Annotated in this window: 15 protein-coding genes; 13 read left to right on the top strand and 2 right to left on the bottom strand. The window is 73.0% G+C overall.

What is annotated here, in order from left to right; genetic code table 11:
• Positions 1–140: 140 nt before the first annotated feature.
• The 10 genes from AIF0345_RS12330 (at position 141) to AIF0345_RS12285 (ending at position 11,635) form a co-directional block, all read left to right on the top strand.
• The gene (locus AIF0345_RS12330) at positions 141–1,817 is read left to right on the top strand and encodes a bifunctional ADP-dependent NAD(P)H-hydrate dehydratase/NAD(P)H-hydrate epimerase (protein ID WP_285296322.1); all 1,677 of its coding nucleotides are present in this window, start codon (positions 141–143) and stop codon (positions 1,815–1,817) included.
• Positions 1,805–3,217, top strand: a complete 1,413-nt coding sequence (gene alr / locus AIF0345_RS12325) for an alanine racemase (RefSeq protein WP_285296321.1) — start codon at positions 1,805–1,807, stop codon at positions 3,215–3,217. Before AIF0345_RS12330 ends, alr begins: the two co-directional genes overlap by 13 nt.
• Positions 3,214–3,786 carry a tRNA (adenosine(37)-N6)-threonylcarbamoyltransferase complex ATPase subunit type 1 TsaE gene (gene tsaE / locus AIF0345_RS12320; protein ID WP_285296320.1) on the top strand — a complete coding sequence of 191 codons (573 nt, stop codon included), beginning with the start codon at positions 3,214–3,216 and terminating at the stop codon, positions 3,784–3,786. The genes alr and tsaE overlap by 4 nt, the downstream gene beginning before the upstream one ends.
• Positions 3,783–4,724 (top strand): hypothetical protein, encoded by a 942-nt coding sequence (locus AIF0345_RS12315; protein WP_285296318.1) that lies wholly within the window; start codon positions 3,783–3,785, stop codon positions 4,722–4,724. Before tsaE ends, AIF0345_RS12315 begins: the two co-directional genes overlap by 4 nt.
• Positions 4,725–4,801: 77 nt before the next feature.
• Positions 4,802–5,506: a tRNA (adenosine(37)-N6)-threonylcarbamoyltransferase complex dimerization subunit type 1 TsaB gene (gene tsaB, locus AIF0345_RS12310; RefSeq protein ID WP_285296316.1), complete on the top strand. Its 705-nt coding sequence runs from the start codon at positions 4,802–4,804 to the stop codon at positions 5,504–5,506.
• A gap of 107 nt (positions 5,507–5,613) precedes the next feature.
• Positions 5,614–6,255, top strand: coding sequence for a GNAT family N-acetyltransferase (locus tag AIF0345_RS12305; protein ID WP_285296314.1), 642 nt, complete (start codon positions 5,614–5,616; stop codon positions 6,253–6,255).
• A gap of 180 nt (positions 6,256–6,435) precedes the next feature.
• On the top strand, positions 6,436–7,212 hold the full coding sequence (locus AIF0345_RS12300; protein WP_043558599.1) for a succinate dehydrogenase cytochrome b subunit: 777 nt from the start codon (positions 6,436–6,438) through the stop codon (positions 7,210–7,212).
• Between the two features lie 12 nt (positions 7,213–7,224).
• A complete protein-coding gene (locus tag AIF0345_RS12295; protein ID WP_043558597.1) occupies positions 7,225–9,225 on the top strand; it encodes a fumarate reductase/succinate dehydrogenase flavoprotein subunit in 2,001 nt (666 codons plus the stop codon).
• On the top strand, positions 9,222–9,995 hold the full coding sequence (locus AIF0345_RS12290; protein ID WP_268918679.1) for a succinate dehydrogenase/fumarate reductase iron-sulfur subunit: 774 nt from the start codon (positions 9,222–9,224) through the stop codon (positions 9,993–9,995). Before AIF0345_RS12295 ends, AIF0345_RS12290 begins: the two co-directional genes overlap by 4 nt.
• Before the next feature lie 236 nt (positions 9,996–10,231).
• Entirely contained in the window at positions 10,232–11,635 is a 1,404-nt protein-coding gene (locus tag AIF0345_RS12285) for a L,D-transpeptidase family protein (protein WP_043558594.1), read from the top strand.
• Here AIF0345_RS12285 and AIF0345_RS12280 read toward each other — a convergent pair.
• Positions 11,622–12,398, bottom strand: a complete 777-nt coding sequence (locus tag AIF0345_RS12280) for a TetR/AcrR family transcriptional regulator (RefSeq protein ID WP_268918680.1) — start codon at positions 12,396–12,398, stop codon at positions 11,622–11,624. The genes AIF0345_RS12285 and AIF0345_RS12280 overlap by 14 nt on opposite strands.
• 120 nt (positions 12,399–12,518) lie before the next feature.
• On the opposite strand from AIF0345_RS12280, the gene AIF0345_RS12275 reads away from it, so the two are divergent.
• A complete protein-coding gene (locus AIF0345_RS12275; RefSeq protein WP_285296312.1) occupies positions 12,519–16,262 on the top strand; it encodes an ABC transporter ATP-binding protein in 3,744 nt (1,247 codons plus the stop codon).
• 72 nt (positions 16,263–16,334) lie between these two features.
• Here the strand turns inward: AIF0345_RS12275 and AIF0345_RS12270 are convergent, their stop codons facing one another.
• Positions 16,335–17,078: an ABC transporter permease gene (locus AIF0345_RS12270; protein WP_285296311.1), complete on the bottom strand. Its 744-nt coding sequence runs from the start codon at positions 17,076–17,078 to the stop codon at positions 16,335–16,337.
• Between the two features lie 521 nt (positions 17,079–17,599).
• On the opposite strand from AIF0345_RS12270, the gene AIF0345_RS12265 reads away from it, so the two are divergent.
• Both AIF0345_RS12265 and AIF0345_RS12260 read left to right on the top strand, forming a co-directional pair.
• Positions 17,600–18,574 (top strand): sensor histidine kinase, encoded by a 975-nt coding sequence (locus tag AIF0345_RS12265; protein ID WP_285296310.1) that lies wholly within the window; start codon positions 17,600–17,602, stop codon positions 18,572–18,574.
• A complete protein-coding gene (locus tag AIF0345_RS12260; protein WP_052375279.1) occupies positions 18,571–19,242 on the top strand; it encodes a response regulator transcription factor in 672 nt (223 codons plus the stop codon). Before AIF0345_RS12265 ends, AIF0345_RS12260 begins: the two co-directional genes overlap by 4 nt.
• Positions 19,243–19,269: the final 27 nt, after the last annotated feature.

Here is a 19,269-nt window from a genome sequence, read left to right as displayed (position 1 = left end):
GCCCTCCCGCGCCGAGACCGGTCGGAACCCGCGCCGAGGCCGGTCCGGCTCCGCGCCGCAGGCCACGAGATCGCCGGCCCGCGGCCGGACCGGGCGCGTGAGGCCGCGCGCAGGCGCCGCCCGGTGACACTATTGGGGCCGTGAGCACAGTGAGCACCGCGCCTCCCACCTCCCCGACCCTCTCGCCGGCCACCGCCTACCGCGCCGAGGCCGTCGCCCGGGCCGAGCGCGGCCTGACCGCCTCGACGGACCGCTACATGCACCTGGCCGCCCGCGCCCTCGCGCTCGCGGCCGCGCGCGAGCTGCGCGGCGCTGCGGGCCGCGCGACCGGCCGCGACGTCCTCCTCCTGGTCGGCGGCGGGCACAACGGCGGCGACGCCCTGCTGGCGGGTGCCCTGCTGGCCCGGCGCGGCTGCGCCGTCACCGCGGCGCTGGCCACCGATCACCCCCACGCGGGCGCGCTGCGGGAGGCGGAGCGCGCCGGGGTGCGCCCCGCCCCGGAGCCCGCGGCGGCCTGCGAGCGCGCCGCCGCCGGCGGGACCGCCCTCGTCATCGACGGCCTGACCGGCATCGGCGCGACCGGCCCCCTGCGCGCCCGCGCGGCCGCCCTGGTGGCGCCCCTGGCCGCGGCGGGGCGGCGGGGGGCGCGGCCCTTCCGGGTCATGGCGGTCGACCTGCCCTCGGGCGCCGGCGTGGACGACGGGACCGTGGCAGGCCCCGTCCTGGCAGCGGACCTGTCGGTCACCTTCACCTGCCTCAAGGGCGCCCACATCCTGCCGCCCGCGGCCGGCGCCTGCGGGCGCGTCGAGGTGGCCGACCTCGGCCTGCCCGTCCCCGCGGACCCCGGCGCCGTCGTCGCCTCGCGGCCCGCCGACGCCGACCTCGGGCGCCTCCTGCGCGTCCCCGGCGACGCCGACCACAAGTACACCCGCGGCGTGGTCGGCCTGTGGGCCGGCAGCCGGACCTACCCCGGGGCCGCGGTCCTGACCGCCTCGGCGGCCGCGCGCTGCGGGGCCGGGATGGTCCGCCTGAGCGCGCCGCACCGCGTGGAGGACCTCGTCCTGGCCCGCCGCCCCGAGGTCGTCCCCGCGCCCGGCCGCTGCCAGGCCCTCGTCATCGGGCCGGGCACCGACCCGGCCGACGTCGTGCGCGGCGCCGAGCTCGACGCCGTGGTGGTCAGGGCGCTGGATGACGACGGCGGGCCGGACCCGGCGGCGCCCGCGGACCCGGCCCGCGGGCCCCTGCCCGCCGTCTTCGACGCCGGCGCCCTCCTGCTGCTCGCCGAGCGCCTGCGGGGCGGGATGCGCTGCGCCCCCGCGCACGTCCTGACACCGCACGCGGGGGAGGCCGCCGCCCTCCTGACGACGCTGGGCGGGCCGACCAGCCGCGCCCGGGTCGAGGCGGCGCCGGCCGCGTGCGCCCTCGAGCTGGCCCGGCTGACCGGGGGCACCGTCCTGCTCAAGGGTGCGCCGACGCTCATCGCTGCGCCTGACGCCCCCTCCGCGCCCGCCGGCTCCGCGCGCCCGCGCCTGCTGTCCGTGGACGCCGGGCCCGGGTGGCTGGCCACCGCCGGCAGCGGCGACGCGCTGGCGGGGGTCCTCGGCACCGTGCTGGCGGCCGCGCAGTGCGACGCCGAGCGCGGCGGCCCCGCCGTCGACGTCCCCCAGTGCGCTGCGCTGGCCGTGCGCCTCCACGCCGTGGCCGCCGAGCTCGCCTCGGGCCTGCGCGACGCCCCGCCCGGCCGCCCGCTGGCCGCCCTCGACCTGGCCGACCACCTGCCCCATGCCTGCGCCGCGGTGGGAGGATGGGCCTCGTGACCCGCTCAGCACCCGCCCCGCCCGCCGCCCCCGCAGAGCTCGCAGGACCCGCCGGGCCCGCCGCTACGTCGCGGGCCGTCATCGACCTGGACGCGCTGGCCCACAACGCCCGCGTCCTGGCCGACGTCGCCGGCGTGCCCTGGATGGCCGTGGTCAAGGCCGACGCCTACGGGCACGGCCTGGGGCCGGTGGCCCTGACCTGCCTGCGGGCGGGCGCCACCTGGCTCGGCGTCGCCCAGCTCGCCGAGGCGCTCCACCTGCGCGGCCTGCTCGACGCCTCCGGCGTCGCCCGCCCGCTCCCGGGACGCGACCCCGACCCCGGGCACCCGCGCCTGCTGTGCTGGCTCGCCCCGGTACTCTCTCCCGAGCGGGCCGCCGTCCCCGGCTCCCCGCTTCGCGCCGCCCTGGAGGCGGACCTCGACCTGTCGGCGTCCACCACCGGCCAGCTCGCGGCGGTGGCCGCGGCCGGAGCCGCAGGCCGCGCCGCCCGCCCCGGTGCGACGCCCGCCCGCATCCATCTCAAGGTCGACACCGGCATGTCCCGGGCCGGCGCCGTCGCCTCCGGGCTGCCAGCGCTGGCCGACGCCGCGCGCGGGGCCCAGGAGGCGGGCGACGTCGAGGTGGTCGGCCTGTGGTCCCACCTCTCGCGCGCCGACGAGCCCGCCTCCGGCTCCACCGAGGAGCACCTGTCCCGCTTCCGCGCCGCCGAGCAGGTCGTGCGCGAGGCCGGACTGAGCCCGCGCGTGCGTCACCTGGCGGCCACCGGCGGGCTCCTGTGGCACCCCGCCGCCCGCCTGGACCTGGTGCGCGCGGGCATCGGCCTGTACGGGCTGTCGCCCGACCCGGGCGTCGCCACCGTGGACGAGCTGGGGCTGCGCCCCGTCATGCGGCTGGAGGCGCCCCTGACGCAGGTCAAGCGCGTGCCCGCGGGCCGGGCCGTCTCCTACGGCGGCACGTGGACGGCGCCCACCGACCGGTGGCTGGGCCTCGTCCCGCTCGGCTACGCCGACGGCCTGCCGCGCACCGCCTCCTCGGCCGGCCCCGTCGCCGTCAACGGCGTGCGCACGAGCGTGGTCGGCAGGGTGTGCATGGACCAGGTCGTCATCGACCTGGGGCCCGACGACGGCGGCGGGGCGCCGGCCGCGGCGGGCGACCTCGCCGTGCTGTGGGGCGATCCGACGGCGGCCGGCGCCGACCCCGCCACCCCGACCGCCCAGGACTGGGCGCAGGCGTGCGGCACCATTGGCTACGAGATCGTCACCCGCCTGGGCGCCCGCGTGCCCCGCGTGGCCCGCGGCGGCGGGCTGGACGGCTCCGGGGACGCCGGACCCGTCCGGGGCGCGCTGTCGGCTCCAGTCGCCGCGGTCGAGGGCGGGGCCGAGCACCAGGAGGGGCGATGAGCGGCCGGGCCCCGCACGAACGGGGCCGCGAGGTGGTCATCGAGACCGCCGACGCCGATGCCACCAGGGACCTGGGGGCTCGCCTGGCCGCCCTGCTGAGGGCCGGCGACCTCGTCGTGCTCTCCGGGGCGCTGGGGGCGGGCAAGACCACCCTCGCCCAGGGCGTGGGCGCCGCCATGGGGGTGCGCGGGCGCGTGTCGTCCCCGACCTTCACGATCGCCCGCGTCCACCCGGCGCCGGCGGGCGGCCCGGACCTCATCCACGTGGACGCCTACCGCCTGGGCTCCCTGGAGGAGGTCGACGCCCTCGACCTGGACTCCTCCATGGACGAGTCCGTGACCCTGGTCGAGTGGGGGCGCGGCAAGGTCGAGGCGCTGTCTGAGAACCGCCTGGAGATCACCGTTGACCGGCCCCGCGGCGGCCTGAGCGGGGACGGCGCCCCCGCGGCCCGCCCCGGCTCCACCGCCGTCGCCGACCTGGCCGAGGCGGACGACTCCCGGCGCACCGTGACCGTCGCCGCGACCGGCCCCCGGTGGGCCGACGTCGATCTGAGCCGTCTGAAGGCATGAGGGGGCCATTCGTGCGCGCGCTTCCCGGTCTGGGCGCTCTCCTGCTGCTGGCTGCGCTCCTGGCGGGCCCCCAGGCGCTCGCCCAGACCTCCCCGCCGTCCCCCGAGCCGGCTGCGCCGGGCATGACGGCCCCCCAGGTCCAGGAGTGGATCAACCGCCGGGGTCAGGACATGATCCACCAGGAGGTCGCCCGGGACGCCTCCGCGGGCAGCCCCGTCAACGTCGAGACCTGGTCGGACGGCGTGCTCGACGCCACCGACCTGGAGGACCCCACCGATCCGACGAACACCTGGGCCGCCGTCATCTCCACCGCAGAGGGCCCGGTCGGCGTGCTCGTCGTCGAGGCCGACGGCTCCGAGCCGTCCGCGATGGTGCAGCGCGACCCCGAGCTCGCGGCCGCCCTGACGGCGCTGCCCGAGCGGGCCATCGTCCTGCGGGAGCCGGCTCCTCCCTCCGCCGCCGCGGCGGCGTCGCCCACGCCCTCACCGCGGCCCTCGCCGGGGACGACGACGGACTCCGCGGAGGACCCGGCGGCCACGGCGCAGGATGACGCCGACGGGGGCGGCGCCGACGACGGTGTTGACACCTACGCGGACATCGCGGACCCCGCCGCGAGCGACGCCTGGTACGCCCTGACCGACGACGTCGTCACCGCGCTGGACGAGCAGGCCGCGACCGGCCTGGCAGGGCCGGTCGGCCTGTCGGCCTACGCCCAGGTCCTCCACGACCGGGCGCACGGCATCGTCGACACAGACAAGACCGATACCCGGAAGGGCTCGCACACGCTGGACCTGGCCATCGTCTACACGGGCGTGGGCGTCCTCGCCATCGGCGCGGTCATCGTCACCACCACCTTCGTGCACGAGCGGCGCGTCATGGCCCCCCTGCGCGAGAGCCCCGACTCGAGGGCCGCCGAGGACGCCGACCGGGCCCCGTGAGAGCCCCGTGAGCCGGCGGACTGGGGCCCGGGTCGCCCGGTCCGCCCGCCTCGGAGTCAATCATTTAGGCTGTGGCCGTGCGCATTGTCTCCATCGACTCCTCCTTCGGCAGCCGGCTCCTCGTCGCGGACGCGGACCTCGGAAGCCGGGTGACCCTGAAGACGCTCAGCTGCGCCGAGCAGCCCGACTCCCGGCGCCACGCGGAGTCCCTGGGGGTCATGCTCGCCGAGGCTCTGAGAGATCCGGGGGTCGCCGACCGCGGGCTCGACGCCGTCGTGGCCGCCACCGGGCCGGCGCCCTTCACCGGGCTGCGCGCCGGCCTGGTGACCGCCCGCGCGCTCGGGCGCGCCCGCGGCATCCCCGTCCACGGCGTGCCCAGCCTGGACGCGGTCGCGCGGGCCGCTCTCGACCGGTTTGCGGACGGGAGCGCCGCCGTCCTCGTGGTCACCGACGCCCGCCGCCGCGAGGTCTATGCCGCCCGCTACCGCGCCCGGGGCGCCGACGACGTCGAACGCATGGACGAGCCGGCAGTGCTGGCCCCCGACGCGGCCGCCGATCTGGACGGCGTCGACGCCGTGGCCGGCTCCGGCGCGGCGCTGTACCCGCAGATCGCGGCGGGGCGCCCCGTTCTCGCGCCCGTCTCCGGCGACGCCCGCGCCCAGTGCCGCATCGCCCTGGCCCGGCTCGCGGCCGCCGGACCGGGAGCGGTGCTCCCCGCCGAGCCGCTGTACCTGCGCCACGCCGACGTGCAGCCGCCCACCGCGCCCAAGCGGGTCCGGTGACGGGTCCGGTGGCTGCGCAGAGCCCGCCGGGCCCGCCGCAGCGGAGTTCTTGGGAGCCAGGCCGGGCGGGGGAGGGTGCCCCGCCCGACGGAGCGCTCCTGAGGCCCATGGGGCGGCACGACCTGGGGGCCGTCGCCCGCGCAGAGGCCCTCCTGTTCGGCGCGGAGGCCTGGAGCCCGGCGCTGCTGCACGCCGAGCTGGCGGCCGCCTCCGGGCCGGCCGCCGACCGGTGCTACGTCGTCGTCGAGCGGGTCGGTGGGGGTGCGCGCACCGCACCGGGCGGTGCAGACGGTGCCGGCGGCGGGGAGCTCCTGGGCTATGCCGGGCTCTGGTTCGGCGACGGCGACGGCGACGCCGACCTGCTGACCGTGGCGACCCTCCCCGCCGCGCGCAGGCGGGGCGTCGCCACCGCCATGATCGCCCACCTCCTGCGGCGCGCCCGACGGGCGGGCTGCACCGCCGTCCTGCTGGAGGTGCGCGCCTCGAACGCGGGCGCCCAGGCGCTCTACCGCCGTCTGGGCTTCGCCCCCATCGGCAGACGGCGGCGCTACTACCTCGCACCGGTCGAGGACGCGCTCGTCATGCGCGCGGACACCGGTGTGCGACACGGCGCGGGCGCAGACTCCGCGAGCTCTGCGGGCCGCGCCGGCGCTGTGGGGGCCGTGGGGGCCGAGGCGGCGGCCGACTCCGGGGCCGCCGGACGAGCCGACCGCGCCGTCGTCGGGCGCCCTCCTCATTTGTCTGACTAGCGCGTCACGAAATAGGTCAGTCCACGGCCCTCCAGCGCTGCGGAACCGTGACCCGGCTTCCTCTCGGCGAGCACGGGAGAACCGGTTCTTTCGGCGCGATCGCGCGCTTCGTCATCAAGGGGTCCGGGAGGCCCGCAGGATGCGGGTCCGTCGCCCGCGGACTTTCGTTAACCTGTCCTCGTGGTCAAAACGTCTGTTCCCTCCAAGAGGACCGCCTACACGACGACGGTCTTCATGAAACGCCTGATGGCCTGGTCGGGCCTGTTCTTCCTCGTCTTCGTCCTCTTCCACGCCTACGGCAACACCCACTACTTCGAGGGCGAGATCGCCTACGACCACTACGCCTACTTCCTGCGCCGGCTGCTCGTGCCGATCCTGCCCCCCTCCGGCGTCCTGTGGATCCTGCGCGCCGCCCTCGTGGCCTGCCTCCTGGTCCACGCCGGCAGCGCCTTCCACCTGTGGGCCCGCAACAAGAGGGCGCGCGGCACCGACAGGTACGCGGTCAAGAAGCCCGGCGCCGAGTACTTCGCCTCGCGCTACGCCATGCGCACCATGCGATGGGGCGGCGTCATCCTGCTGCTGTTCATCATCTGGCACATCCTGCAGTTCACCACCCTGACGATCACCCCCGGCGGCCGCTACGAGCACGGCCGCGCCTATATGAACATGTGGTACGGCTTCCAGCTGTGGTGGGTCTACCTCATCTACCTCGTCGCGCTCGCGGCCCTGTGCCTGCACGTGTGGCACGGCGTGTGGTCGGCCCTCCAGACCCTGGGCGCCACCCGCGGCAACACCGTCCCCTTCGTCCGCCTCATTGCCTTCGTCGTCGCCTTCGGCCTGTTCGTCGCCTTCATGTGCGTGCCCACGGCGATCCTCTTCGGCTGGGTGCCGGAGCCCATGAGCGCCGCCGAGTACACGATCAAGGCCGCCGAGGCCGGCATCGTCCTTTCCCACTGAGAGCGAACGACCATGACTGAACTCATCGAGGGCCTGTACATCGAGGGCGACAAGATCGCCGACACCAAGGCGCCCCACTCCGTCCCCATCGACAAGCGCTGGGAGCAGCGCAAGTTCGAGGCCCAGCTGGTCAACCCCGCCAACCGCCGCAAGCTCGACATTATCGTCGTCGGCTCCGGCCTGGCCGGCGGCGCCGCGGCCGCTTCCCTGGGGGAGCAGGGCTACAACGTCAAGTGCTTCTTCTACCAGGACTCCGCCCGCCGCGCGCACTCCATCGCCGCCCAGGGCGGCATCAACGCCGCCAAGAACTACCGCAACGACGGCGACTCCACCTACCGTCTCTTCTACGACACGGTCAAGGGCGGCGACTACCGCGCCCGCGAGGACAACGTCTACCGCCTGGCCGAGGTGAGCGCCAACATCATTGACCAGTGCGTGGCCCAGGGCGTGCCCTTCGCCCGCGAGTACGGCGGCCTGCTGGACAACCGCTCCTTCGGCGGCGTCCAGGTCTCGCGCACCTTCTACGCCCGCGGCCAGACCGGCCAGCAGCTCCTCATCGGCGCCTACCAGGCCCTGGAGCGCCAGGTGCACGCCGGCACCGTCAAGGAGTACCGCCGCCACGAGATGGTCGAGCTCATCGTCATCGACGGCCGGGCCCGCGGCATCGTCACCCGCGACATGGTCACCGGCGAGATCGAGACCTTCACCGCCGACGCCGTCGTGCTGGCCACCGGCGGCTACGGCAACGTCTTCTTCCTGTCCACCAATGCCATGGGCTGCAACGCCACAGCCATCTGGCGCGCGCACCGCAAGGGCGCCTACTTCGCCAACCCCTGCTACACGCAGATCCACCCCACCTGCATCCCGCAGTCCGGCGACTTCCAGTCCAAGCTCACCCTCATGAGCGAGTCGCTGCGCAACGACGGCCGCATCTGGGTGCCCAAGCGGGCCGAGGACTGCGACAAGGACCCGCGCGAGATCCCCGAGGAGGACCGCGACTACTACCTGGAGCGGATCTACCCCGCCTTCGGCAACCTGGTCCCGCGCGACATCGCCTCGCGCCAGGCGAAGAACATGTGCGACGAGGGCCGCGGCGTGGGCCCGGCCATCAAGGAGCGCGACGCGAGCGGCAACGAGCGCATGATGCGCCGCGGCGTCTACCTCGACTTCTCCGAGGCCATCGGGCGCCTGGGCCGGGACGCCGTCTCGGCCCGCTACGGGAACCTGTTCGAGATGTACCAGCGCATCACCGGCGACGACCCCTACGAGGTGCCGATGCGCATCTACCCGGCGGTCCACTACACGATGGGCGGGCTGTGGGTCGACTACGACCTGGAGTCCAACATCCCCGGGCTGTACGTGGGCGGCGAGGCCAACTTCTCCGACCACGGGGCGAACCGCCTGGGCGCCTCCGCCCTCATGCAGGGCCTGGCCGACGGCTACTTCGTCCTGCCGGACACCATGAACGACTACCTGGCGGACATGCTGCGCCTGGGCAAGGTGGACCCGAACGCCCCGGAGATCGCCGAGGCCAGGCGGAGCGTCGAGGAGCGCATCGCCCGGCTCATGGCCCTGCGCGGCACCCGCAGCGTGGACGACTTCCACATGGCGCTGGGGCGCATTATGTGGGAGTACTGCGGCATGGAGCGCCGGGACGCAGGCCTGCGCGAGGCCATCGGGCAGATCCGGGCCCTGAAGGAGGAGTTCTGGCGCGACGCCCGCATCACGGGCAGGGCCGACGAGCTCAACCAGGCCCTGGAGAAGGCGGGCCGCCTGCTCGACTTCTTCGAGCTGGCCGAGCTCATGTGCATCGACGCCCTGCACCGCCGCGAGTCCTGCGGCGGCCACTTCCGGGCTGAGTCCCAGACTCCTGAGGGCGAGGCACTGCGCCACGACGACGAGTTCCTCTACGTCGGCGCGTGGGAGTGGGGCGGCGAGGGCCGGCCGCCGATCCTCCACAAGGAGGACCTCATCTACAAGGACATCGAGCTCAAGCAGCGGAGTTACAAGTGAACATCAAGCTTAAGATCTGGCGGCAGCAGAACCAGAGCTCCGAGGGGCACTTCGAGGAGTACCCGATGTCCGGCATCGAGGAGCACATGAGCTTCCTGGAGGTCCTGGACCTGCTCAACGAGCAGCTCTTCGCCGAGGGCAGGGAGCCGGTCGCCTTCGACTCGGACTGCCGCGAGGGCATCTGCGGCCAGTGCGGCGTGGTCATCAACGGCCAGGCCCACGGCCCGATCCGCTCGACGACCTGCCAGCTGCACATGCGCCACCTGGCCGAGGACCCCTCCTTCAAGGACGGCGACACCATCACCATCGAGCCCTGGCGCTCGGCGGGCTTCCCGATCCTCAAGGACCTCATCGTCGACCGCTCCGCCCTGGACCGCATCGTCCAGGCCGGCGGCTACATCTCGGTCAACACCGGGGCGGCCCCCGAGGCCCACTCGGTGCCCGTGCGCAAGGAGAAGGCCGACGCCGCCTTCGAGGCCGCCGCCTGCATCGGCTGCGGCGCCTGCGTGGCGGCCTGCCCGAACGCCTCGGCCATGCTGTTCACCGGCGCGAAGATCTCGCACCTGGGCCTGCTGCCGCAGGGTCAGCCAGAGCGCCTCGCCCGCGTGGTCAGCATGCTGGGACAGCACGACGCCGAGGGCTTCGGCGGCTGCACGAACATCGGCGAGTGCGCCGCGGTGTGCCCCAAGTCGGTGCCGCTGGAGGTCATCACCCGGCTCAACCGCGACCTGGGCCACGCCCTGTGGAAGGGGCAGAAGGCGCACGCCTGAGCGATTCTCCCCGGCTCGCGCCACCGGCGCGGGGGGTCCGCCGCCGGGAGGGGCGGCCCCGCGCCAGGGGCCCCGGGCGGCCGTGACCGGGGACGCGGGCTGCGATACAATCACGCGCCGGAGGTCTGATGAGTACGCGTGGCGCTGATGGCGGGTCCGCCCGCCCGTTCCGGCGCGGGCCCCGGCACAGAGCCCGACACAAGAGGCGAGCGGCGCGGAGCAGATGGCGCCGGCCGGTGCTTCTGGCGTCCGGGCTGGTGATCATTGCGCTGGCGGCCGTGGGGGCGTGGGTCGCACAGGTCCACGCCCAGCGCGACACGGTGCTGGGCGGCGTCACCGTGGCCGGGCACGAGGTCGGGGGGATGAGCCGAGACCAGGTCGTCGACCTTCTGAGCGACAAGGCACTCGCAGTGACGCTCACCGTTGTCAGCGAGGGCCATACGACCAGCGTCTCCCTGGCTGAGGCCGGAGGGGTCATCGACGCAGCCGCGACCGCCGACGCCGCCATGGCGGGCTCGGGGACCTGGAGGGGCAGTGCCCTGTCGCTGGTGAGAGGCCGCTCGGTCCCGGTGCGAACCGCCGTCGACCGGGACGCCGTCGAAGAGCTGGGGCGCCGCATCGACTCCCAGACCGGCGGCGCCCCGGTCGACGCCTCCATGCGCCTGACGGAGGACGGCTCCGCCTTCGAGGCGGTCGCCGGTGCTCCGGGGCGCGGAGTGGATCGCGGCGCGCTCACCGGCGCCCTGGAGGCGGCCGCCACCAGCCTGAGCGACCAGGCGATCGACCTGCCCGCCGAGGACATGGACCCCGCGGTGTCCCTGGCGGACGCCGAGGCCGCCGCCGAGGCCGCGAACAGACTCATCGCTCCGCAGGTCGCCCTGAGCGCCGACAAGACGACGGCGAGCGCCGAGGTCTCCGTGCGCGCCTCCTGGGTGAAGTCCTCCGCGGCGGCCGGGCGGCTGGAGCCGGGCCTGTCGCGGGAGAGGGTCGCGGAGTGGGTCGACGGGGTCGCCGCCTCGGCCGAGCGGGCGCCGATCAACGGCATTGACAATGTCGACGACGCCGGCACCGTTCTGGAGCCGGCCCGCCCTCCCAAGCCCGGAAGGATCGTCACCGACCGTGATGCCGCGACCAGCGCCATTGTGGAGGCGCTGGAGGCGGGGACGGCCTACTCCGGCTCGCTGACGGTCGAGGAGGACCCCGCGAGCACGGAGCAGCGGGTGGTGCCGGCCGGCCCCGAGCGCTTCGCCTACCAGGCGGCCCCGGGCGAGAAGTGGGTCGATGTGAACCTGACCGACTCCACCCTGACGGCCTATGAGGGGACCACGCAGGTCCACGGGCCGATCCTCATTAACCACGGCGGCGTCGGGCACGAGACCATCACCGGCACGTACCGCGTCTACCTCAAGCGCGAGAAGCAGGACATGGGCTGCACCCCCGAGTGGCCCTACTGCGAGAAGGACGTCCCCTGGATCGCATACTGGCACAAGGACTACGCCCTGCACGGCGCGCCGTGGGCCGGCGAGTTCGGCATCGGCACCGACGAGTCCTCGCACGGCTGCGTCAACATCCCCGTGGAGGACGCGCACTGGATCTACGACTGGATCGACGTCGGGACCACGGTGGTCACCCACTACTGAGCACTCGCCGGCTGCCGCGGGCGCTGCTCGGCTCCTCCAGGCCCGGGACGGAGGCCTCAACGCCGCGGATAATGATCTCGATCTTCCGGTCCAGCCCGCCCCGTTCGATCCAGCTCTCATTGGGGGTCAGCACTGCGGGTATGGCGCGGGAGCGGCCGGAGGCGGCGGCGAAACGGCTCGCCTCCTCCAGTCCCGTCGGGCGGGTCTTCCGATCCTCCAGGGTCTCGGAGGCCTTGCCGTCCGCCCCGTCCGCCGCCCCGGGTGGAGACGGGAATACGGTCTGGTCGGCGGGGGAGCGCATGACCTCGATCTGCGCGTGCATGGTGATGACGGTGTCGCCCACGAAGTCGAGGACGATGCCGGCGTCCTCGGGGTCCAGGCCGCGGTCGACCAGGGTCTGGTGGGCCTCGGCGAAGGGGCCGGCGAAGAGCTGGTGGGCCCAGGGCACGCCTATGAGGACGCCGGCCAGTCCCGGGTGCTGTTCGAGCAGCTCCCACATGCTTTCGGCGCTGGCGCGTACCTCGTCCTGCCAGGTGGTGCCCTGGTGGGCGAAGTCGGCCTGAGCCGCGATCTGCTCCAGGCAGGCCGCCAGAAGGTCCTCACGCGAGGCGATCGTGCGGTACAGCCCGGAGACCGCCACCCCCAGGCGGCCGGCCACCGCGGTCAGGGTGAAGTCGGCCACCCCGAGGGCGAGGGCAGCCTCGACCACGTCCGCGCGTGAGAATCCGGGCTTCGGTCCGGTGGGCTTCCCCAGTCGTGTCATGGGGTCACCGTAGTGGGTGGTGACGGCGGTTGCCCGCGGGACGGCGCTGGGAGTAAGGTCGCCCTTCGTCAGGTCTGAAAGTACTTCAGTATTAGGTTGACCATTGGATCGAGGCACTCGATGAGCAAGCAAGCGGTGCCGGAGGCCGACACCAGGGACGCCCGCGAGAGGCGCTCTCGCGAGGGGCAGGCCGCCATCAGGCGCCTCGGCGCCCCTGTGCGCGCCCGGCTGCGGGCGGGGCAGGTTCTCGTCCTGGTCTCGGCGGTCCTGGCCGTGGCGCCCTATGTCGCGCTGGTCCGGCTCGGCGGTGTCCTCCTGGACGCCTACAACGCCGGCGCCGCCCCGGACGGGCAGCGGGTGCGCGGTGTCGTCATCATGCTCGTGAGCGCCTACTCCACGCGCCTGTTCCTGTACTTCGTGGCGCTGCTCATCACCCATGTGGCCGACCTCGCCCTGCGGGACCGGCTGCGCCGCGACATCGTTGCGCGCATCTCCCGCGCCCCGCTGTCCTGGTTCACCGAGTCCACCTCCGGGCGCATCCGCAAGGCCGTCCAGGACGACACCACCACCGTCCACACTGTCATCGCCCACGGGCCCGTCGAGCAGCTCAACGCCGTCGTCACCCCGCTGGCACTGCTCGCCTGCGCCTTCTGGATCGACTGGCGCCTGGCCCTGCTGACGCTGGTGCCCGTGGTGCTGTACGTGCTGACCTACTCCGTGTCCATGCGCGGCATGAAGGAGAAGACCGTCGAGATGGACCGCAAGCTGGCCGCCGTGTCCTCCACCATGGTCGAGTTCGTCTCCGGGATCGGCGTGGTCAAGGCCTTCGGGCGCGTCGGGCGCGCCCACGCCGCCTACCTGAACGCCTCCGACGAGTTCTCCGCCTTCTACCGAGCCTGGGCCATGCCCCTGGTGACCATCACCTGCCTGTCCTTCTCATGGGTCTCGATCCCCGTCCTGCTCCTGGTCAACCTCGGCGGCGGGGCGCTGCTGATGGGCGCGGGGGTCGTCACCCTGCCCCAGGTCCTGGCCACGACCCTCATCGCCCTGGTCCTGCCCGGGGCGCTCATCACCATCGCGTCGATCTCCTGGTCCTACCAGCTGGCCGGCGCGGCCGCGCTGCGCCTGTGCGAGGTCCTCGACACCCCCGTCCTGCCCGCCACCGACCAGCCCCGGCGCCCCGAGGGGGCGCGCGTGGCGATCGACCGCGTCTCCTTCTCCTACGGGGACACCCTCGCCGTCGACGACGTCTCCCTGACCCTGGAGCCCGGCACCGTCACGGCGCTCCTGGGCCCCTCCGGCTCGGGCAAGTCGACGCTGGCCACCCTCATCGCCCGCTTCGCCGACCCCGACTCCGGCACCGTGCGCATCGGCGGGGTGGACCTGCGCGACATGGACGAGGAGACCCTCTACTCCACCGTCTCCTTCGTCCTCCAGGACGCCCAGCTCCTCGGCGCCACGGTCCGGGAGAACATCGCGCTCGGACGGCCCGACGCCGACCTGGACCAGGTGCGCGCCGCCGCCCGGGTCGCCCGCATTGACGAGGAGATCATGGCCCTGCCCGCTGGCTACGACACCGTCCTGGGCCGGGACACGGCCCTGTCCGGCGGCCAGGAGCAGCGCATCGCCATCGCCCGCGCCGTCCTGCTGGACACCCCCGTCCTTCTCCTCGACGAGGCCACCGCCATGGCCGACCCCGAGTCCGAGGCCGAGATCCAGGAGGCGCTGAGCGCCCTGGTGCGGGACCGCACGGTCCTGGTCATCGCCCACCGCCCGGCCGCGGTGCGCGGCGCCCACCGCATCGTCGTCATGGAGGCCGGGCGCGTGGTCGCCGTCGGCGCCCACTCCGACCTGCTGGAGGAGCCCCACTACCGCGCCCTGCTGCGCCAGTCCGGCGAGCTGGCCGAGGAGGCCCCGGGCTCCGCCGCGAGCGGTGGCGCGCCCGGTGCCGCCAAGGCGCGCAGCGCCGCGGACTCCGCTGGGGCCGCCGAGACCGCCGAGACCGCCGAGACCGCTGAGACAGCTGAGGCCGCCGGCGGCCCGGGCTCCGCGCAGAACGACACCGGCGAGCCCCCGGCACCCCGTCCGGCACCCGGGCCCCAGGCCCCCCGCGAGGCCCCGCGCTCCCTGCTGGCCCGCTTCCACCGGCTCATGGCCGAGGCCTCGTGGCGGCAGACGAGGATCTGCATCATCCTGGCGGTCGTCAACGGCGCAGTGTCGGGCCTCGCCCTGCTGGCGCTGCTGCCCGCCTGCGTCGCCCTGGCCACCGGCGAGCCCTGCTGGGGTCTGTCCTTCCGCGGCTGGCTCGTGGCCCTGGCCGTCTGCGTCATCGGTGCCGGCGTCACGGAGTTCCAGGGGCAGCGCCGGGGCATGTCCGGGGCGCTCGGCTTCATGCACGACGTCCACCACGCGATCGGCGACCGGATCGTGCGCCTGCCCCTGCGCTGGTTCACCTCCGAGACCGCCGGCACCCTGTCGCGGGCCGTCAGCCAGGAGATGGTGGCCCTGGGCGAGTCCGCCGCCCACTTCATGTACACGCTCGCCTCCACGATCGCGGCCTGCGCGGTCATCGGCGTCGGCTCATGGGCGTGGGACTGGCGCCTGGGCCTCCTGCTCACGCTCGCCGCCCCGCTGTTCGCCGGGCTCATCCGCGGCTCGCGCCGCCTACTGAACCACGGCAAGTCGATCTCCGAGCCCGCCGAGCGCGAGCTCGCCGTCCGCGTGGTCGAGGTCGCCCGCTGCCAGGGCGCCCTGCGCGCCTGCCGAGCCACCGCGAGCTACTCGCGCCTGAGAGCCGCCTTCGACGACGGGGCCCGCGCCTCCAGGCGCGCCCTGTGGTGGGAGACCGGGGGCAATATCGTCAACGGCGCACTCACCCAGGCCGTTGTCATCGCCATGATCGTCCTGACGGCCGCGCTCGCCGTCGGCGGCTCCATGGGGCCGCTCCCCGCGGTCGCCACCATCGGCATGTGCCTGCGCTTCACCACCATGCTCGACAACGTCGGCGCCTCCGTCATGGCCATGGAGGAGCGCCGGCAGATGATGAACCATCTCGACGCCGTCATGGACGCCGAGCTCATGGCCGAGCCGGAGGCCCGCTCCGAGCCGGCCGAGCCCGGGGCCGTCGAGCTCGACGACGTCGTCTTCGGCTACCGGACGGGTGAGAGAGTGCTGGACGGCGTGTCGCTGAGCGTGCCCGCGCACGGCATGTGCGCGATCGTGGGCCCCTCCGGCAGCGGCAAGACGACGATCGCCCGGCTGGTCGCCCGCTTCTGGGACGCCGACTCCGGGAGCGTGCGCGTGGGCGGCACCGACGTGCGCGACATGCCGACCGCCCAGCTCATGGAGCAGCTGTCCATGGTCTTCCAGGACGTCTACCTCTTCGACGACACCCTGGCCGCCAATATCCGCGTCGGGGACCCGAGGGCCGCCGACGAGCAGGTGCGCCGGGCCGCTGACCTCGCCGGCGTCACCGAGATCATCGACCGCCTGCCGCACGGGTGGGACACCCGCGTGGGGGAGGGCGGGCGCGCCCTGTCCGGCGGGGAGCGCCAGCGCGTCTCCATCGCCCGGGCCCTGCTCAAGCGCGCGCCGATCGTCCTGCTCGACGAGGCCACCAGCGCCCTGGACGCGGAGAACGAGGCCAATATCGTGGCCGCCATGGAGGAGCTGCGGCGCACCTCGACGCTCATCGTCATCGCCCACAAGCTGGAGACGATCGCTGCGGCGGACCAGGTGATCGTCCTCGACGACGGCGGTCATGTCGTCCAGCGCGGCCGGCACGAGGAGCTCGTGGGCGCGCCGGGCCCCTACCGGGACTTCTGGGAGCAGCGGACCCGTGCCCGCGGCTGGGTCCTCGTGTGAGACGGCCTGGGGAGCGCGTGCATGCAGGGGCCGGTCTGCGCGAGCGGGTTTGTGCGAGAGACGAGCCGTTCCTCACCTCCAGCGCATGAGCCCGGAAGTGGCCCAGAAGAAGACGGGACCGACCGCCGCCGTCACGGCCCAGCCGGTCAGTGCCTCATCGGGGCCGTTGACGCCGGTTAGCGGCCACCGCAGGCCCTCCAGCAGGTAGGTCATCGGAGTAAAGTCGCTCAGCGCCTGCACCCACTGCGGGAGCGTCTCGAGGGGGACCACTGCCCCTGAGGCGATACTCATGGTCGTGGTGACTCCCACCATGACCGGGAAACCTGCCGGCGCAGTCGGCGCGGCTGCTCCGACTAGAACTCCTAAGGAGTAGAAGACAAGGGTCCCCAGGAAGACGGGTACCATGACGAGCGGCGCCCACGGGGTCAGACTCATCCCCACAGCGGGAACGACACCCACCATCATGATGATGACCGACAGAATGACGGAGAAGAGGAGCGCAACCGTCAGCGCGGAGGCGCGGATGGCCGGCACGCTCATCGGGGCGCACCGCAGGATCCGGATCGCATCCTTCTCCCGCCACCCCGCCATGTTCGTCATCCCGGCGAACATGCCGATGAGGGCGACACCGAAGCCCATCACGTTGGGGCCGATGGAGTTAACGATCCCGTGTCCATCGGCTCCCGGACAGCAGCTCGCCGCGTTCGCCAGCACGACGAGAAGGGTCGGGGGGAAGATGAGGAAGAAGAGCAGTGTGGCGGGATCGCGCAAGGAGACGCGCGCCAGAGACGCGGTCAGCGCCTTGAAGGAGCTCATCGTGTTCCTTTCCAGCGAGTTCGATGTGGTCGAGGACGGGGCCGTGGACGCGGGGGCCTGATCGAGGCTCGGCACCCGAGCGCCGGGCTGCGGCGTGGTTCGATCGATCCCGCGGACCGCTGCCCGGGGCGGCTCGGCGAGCCGCGGCTCGCTGCTGATACGGCAAGCATCTGTTCGAGCATCGCGTTGGCGGATCCTGCCTTTTGCCGGTCGCTGCTCCTGTTTTGGTAGGAGAGGACGGTGATTGTGCGCTTCGCCCGTCCCCCAGCCCAGGTGAGCCCATGGACCTGTAGTGATCGTGGGCATAGGCTTGCCTCATGCCAGTGGTGATCCCTGTGTCGTGTGCTGCGCGGACCCGACGCGACTGGTGGCGCGTCCTCCTCTGCGCGCCAGACGCCTCGGCGGTCCAGCGGGTGCTCCGCTGGGCGATGGCGGGTCTGATCTTGGCCGCTGCCTGCGCTGACCTGGCCGTTAACGGCGCAGACCTTCCCACCGCGGCCTCCGCGGTGTCGTGTGTGTCTGTGCTGCTCGTCGACCGCTTCCCCTGGACGGTCACCGGGTTGCTCTCGCTGGGGGTTCTGCAGTTCTTGGCCGCCGGCTATATTACTGCGACTTTGCTTACCGCTCTCCTCGTTTTTCCGCTCCTCGTCGTCGAGGGGCGCAGCCAGCAGTCGGTGCTGCTCGCAATGTGCTTCCCCGCCGGAGAGCTCATTGCGGTCATGCGCGGTCACGTCGTCGAGGACGCCCAGGCCTTCAGTTTTATTCTGCTCGGGGCGGGCTTGAGCTCGGGTCTGGCGCTGCGGCGGTCCCGTGAGCGGGTGAGGCGCGCTGAGGCGGCTGGTGCTGAGGCTCTGCGCGCTCAGCGCGCTCTTATCGCTCGCGAGCTTCACGACACCCTTGCCCGTACCAATACCCAGATCGTTCTATGGGCTCGGCAGGCTCGGGCCCTCGGGCCGCCCGACGAGCGGGTCGCGCAGGCTCTTGATGAGATCATTGCGGCGGGGTGCTCGTCCGTGCGGGATCTGCGTGCGATGCTGCGTGTGCTGCGTCAGGAGGGTCGTGAGGTGCCGGATCTTGTGCCGTTGTCCTCCTTGAGCGCGGCTGAGGCTTTTGCTGGTGCTCGTCGTGCGCTGGAGGGGGCCGGGCTGAGGGCCTCGGTGACGTGCGATGGTGATCTTGACGATCTGCCGTCGGTGGTCGCCACGACTCTTGTTCGTTGTCTGGAGGAGTCGGTGGCCAATATGGTCAAGTACGCCGCCGCCGATGCGCAGTGCACTATTCGTATTGAGGTCGCTGACGGCGAGGTCGGTCTGCTCGTGGTCAATCCGGTTGCTGATGGGCGTCGGCCCGACGATGCCGTCGTGTCCTCCGGTTACGGTCTGCTGGGCATGCAGGAGCGGGCCTCTTTGCTGGGCGGGCGTCTGACGCATACTGATACGGGCCACCAGTGGGTCCTCGCCCTGACCCTGCCCCTCAACCCCGGAGACACACCATGACCGCCACCTCCATGGCCCGTGACACTCGTATTATCATCGTTGACGACGACCCCATTGTGAGAAGTTCCCTCAGCAGCGTGATCAGCGCCGAGCCGGGCATTGAGCTCCTCGCGACGGCGGCCAACGGAGCCGAGGCGGTGGACCTGGTCCATGAGCGGACGGTTGATGTGGTCCTCATGGATGTCCAGATGCCTGTCCTCGACGGTGTCGCCGCGACTTCCCGAGTCTTGGCTGCGAGCCCGACCTCACGAGTGCTACTGCTGACGACCTTCGACGAGGACACCTTTCTCGATGGTGGCCTGGCTGCCGGTGCCTCCGGATTCCTCCTCAAAACGACTCCGCCGACCGAGATCGCCGCGGCGATCCGCACCGTTCACTCCGGCGGCAAGGTTCTGTCGCCTGGGCCGACCAGTCGCATCTTGGACCGCTATGTGCACGGACAGAGCCCCACCGTAGACGCCGCGAACGACTTGGACCTGTCCGGGCGCGAGCGGGAGGTTCTCGCCTTCCTGTGCCAGGCGCGTTCCAATCAGCAGATCGCTCACCGCCTCGGCGTCGCAGAGACGACCGTGAAGTCTCATGTCTCATCAATTATGCGCAAGATGGGGGTTTCCAGTCGCCTGGAGGTCGTCGTCGAGGCCCACCGTCGCGGCCTGGCCGGGCGCTGATGCATCTTGCCGTAGTCTCCCGAATTA

This window comes from Actinomyces israelii (assembly GCF_030253495.1).
Taxonomy (GTDB): domain Bacteria; phylum Actinomycetota; class Actinomycetes; order Actinomycetales; family Actinomycetaceae; genus Actinomyces; species Actinomyces israelii.
This window is presented reverse-complemented; position numbering and strand designations above follow the sequence as displayed.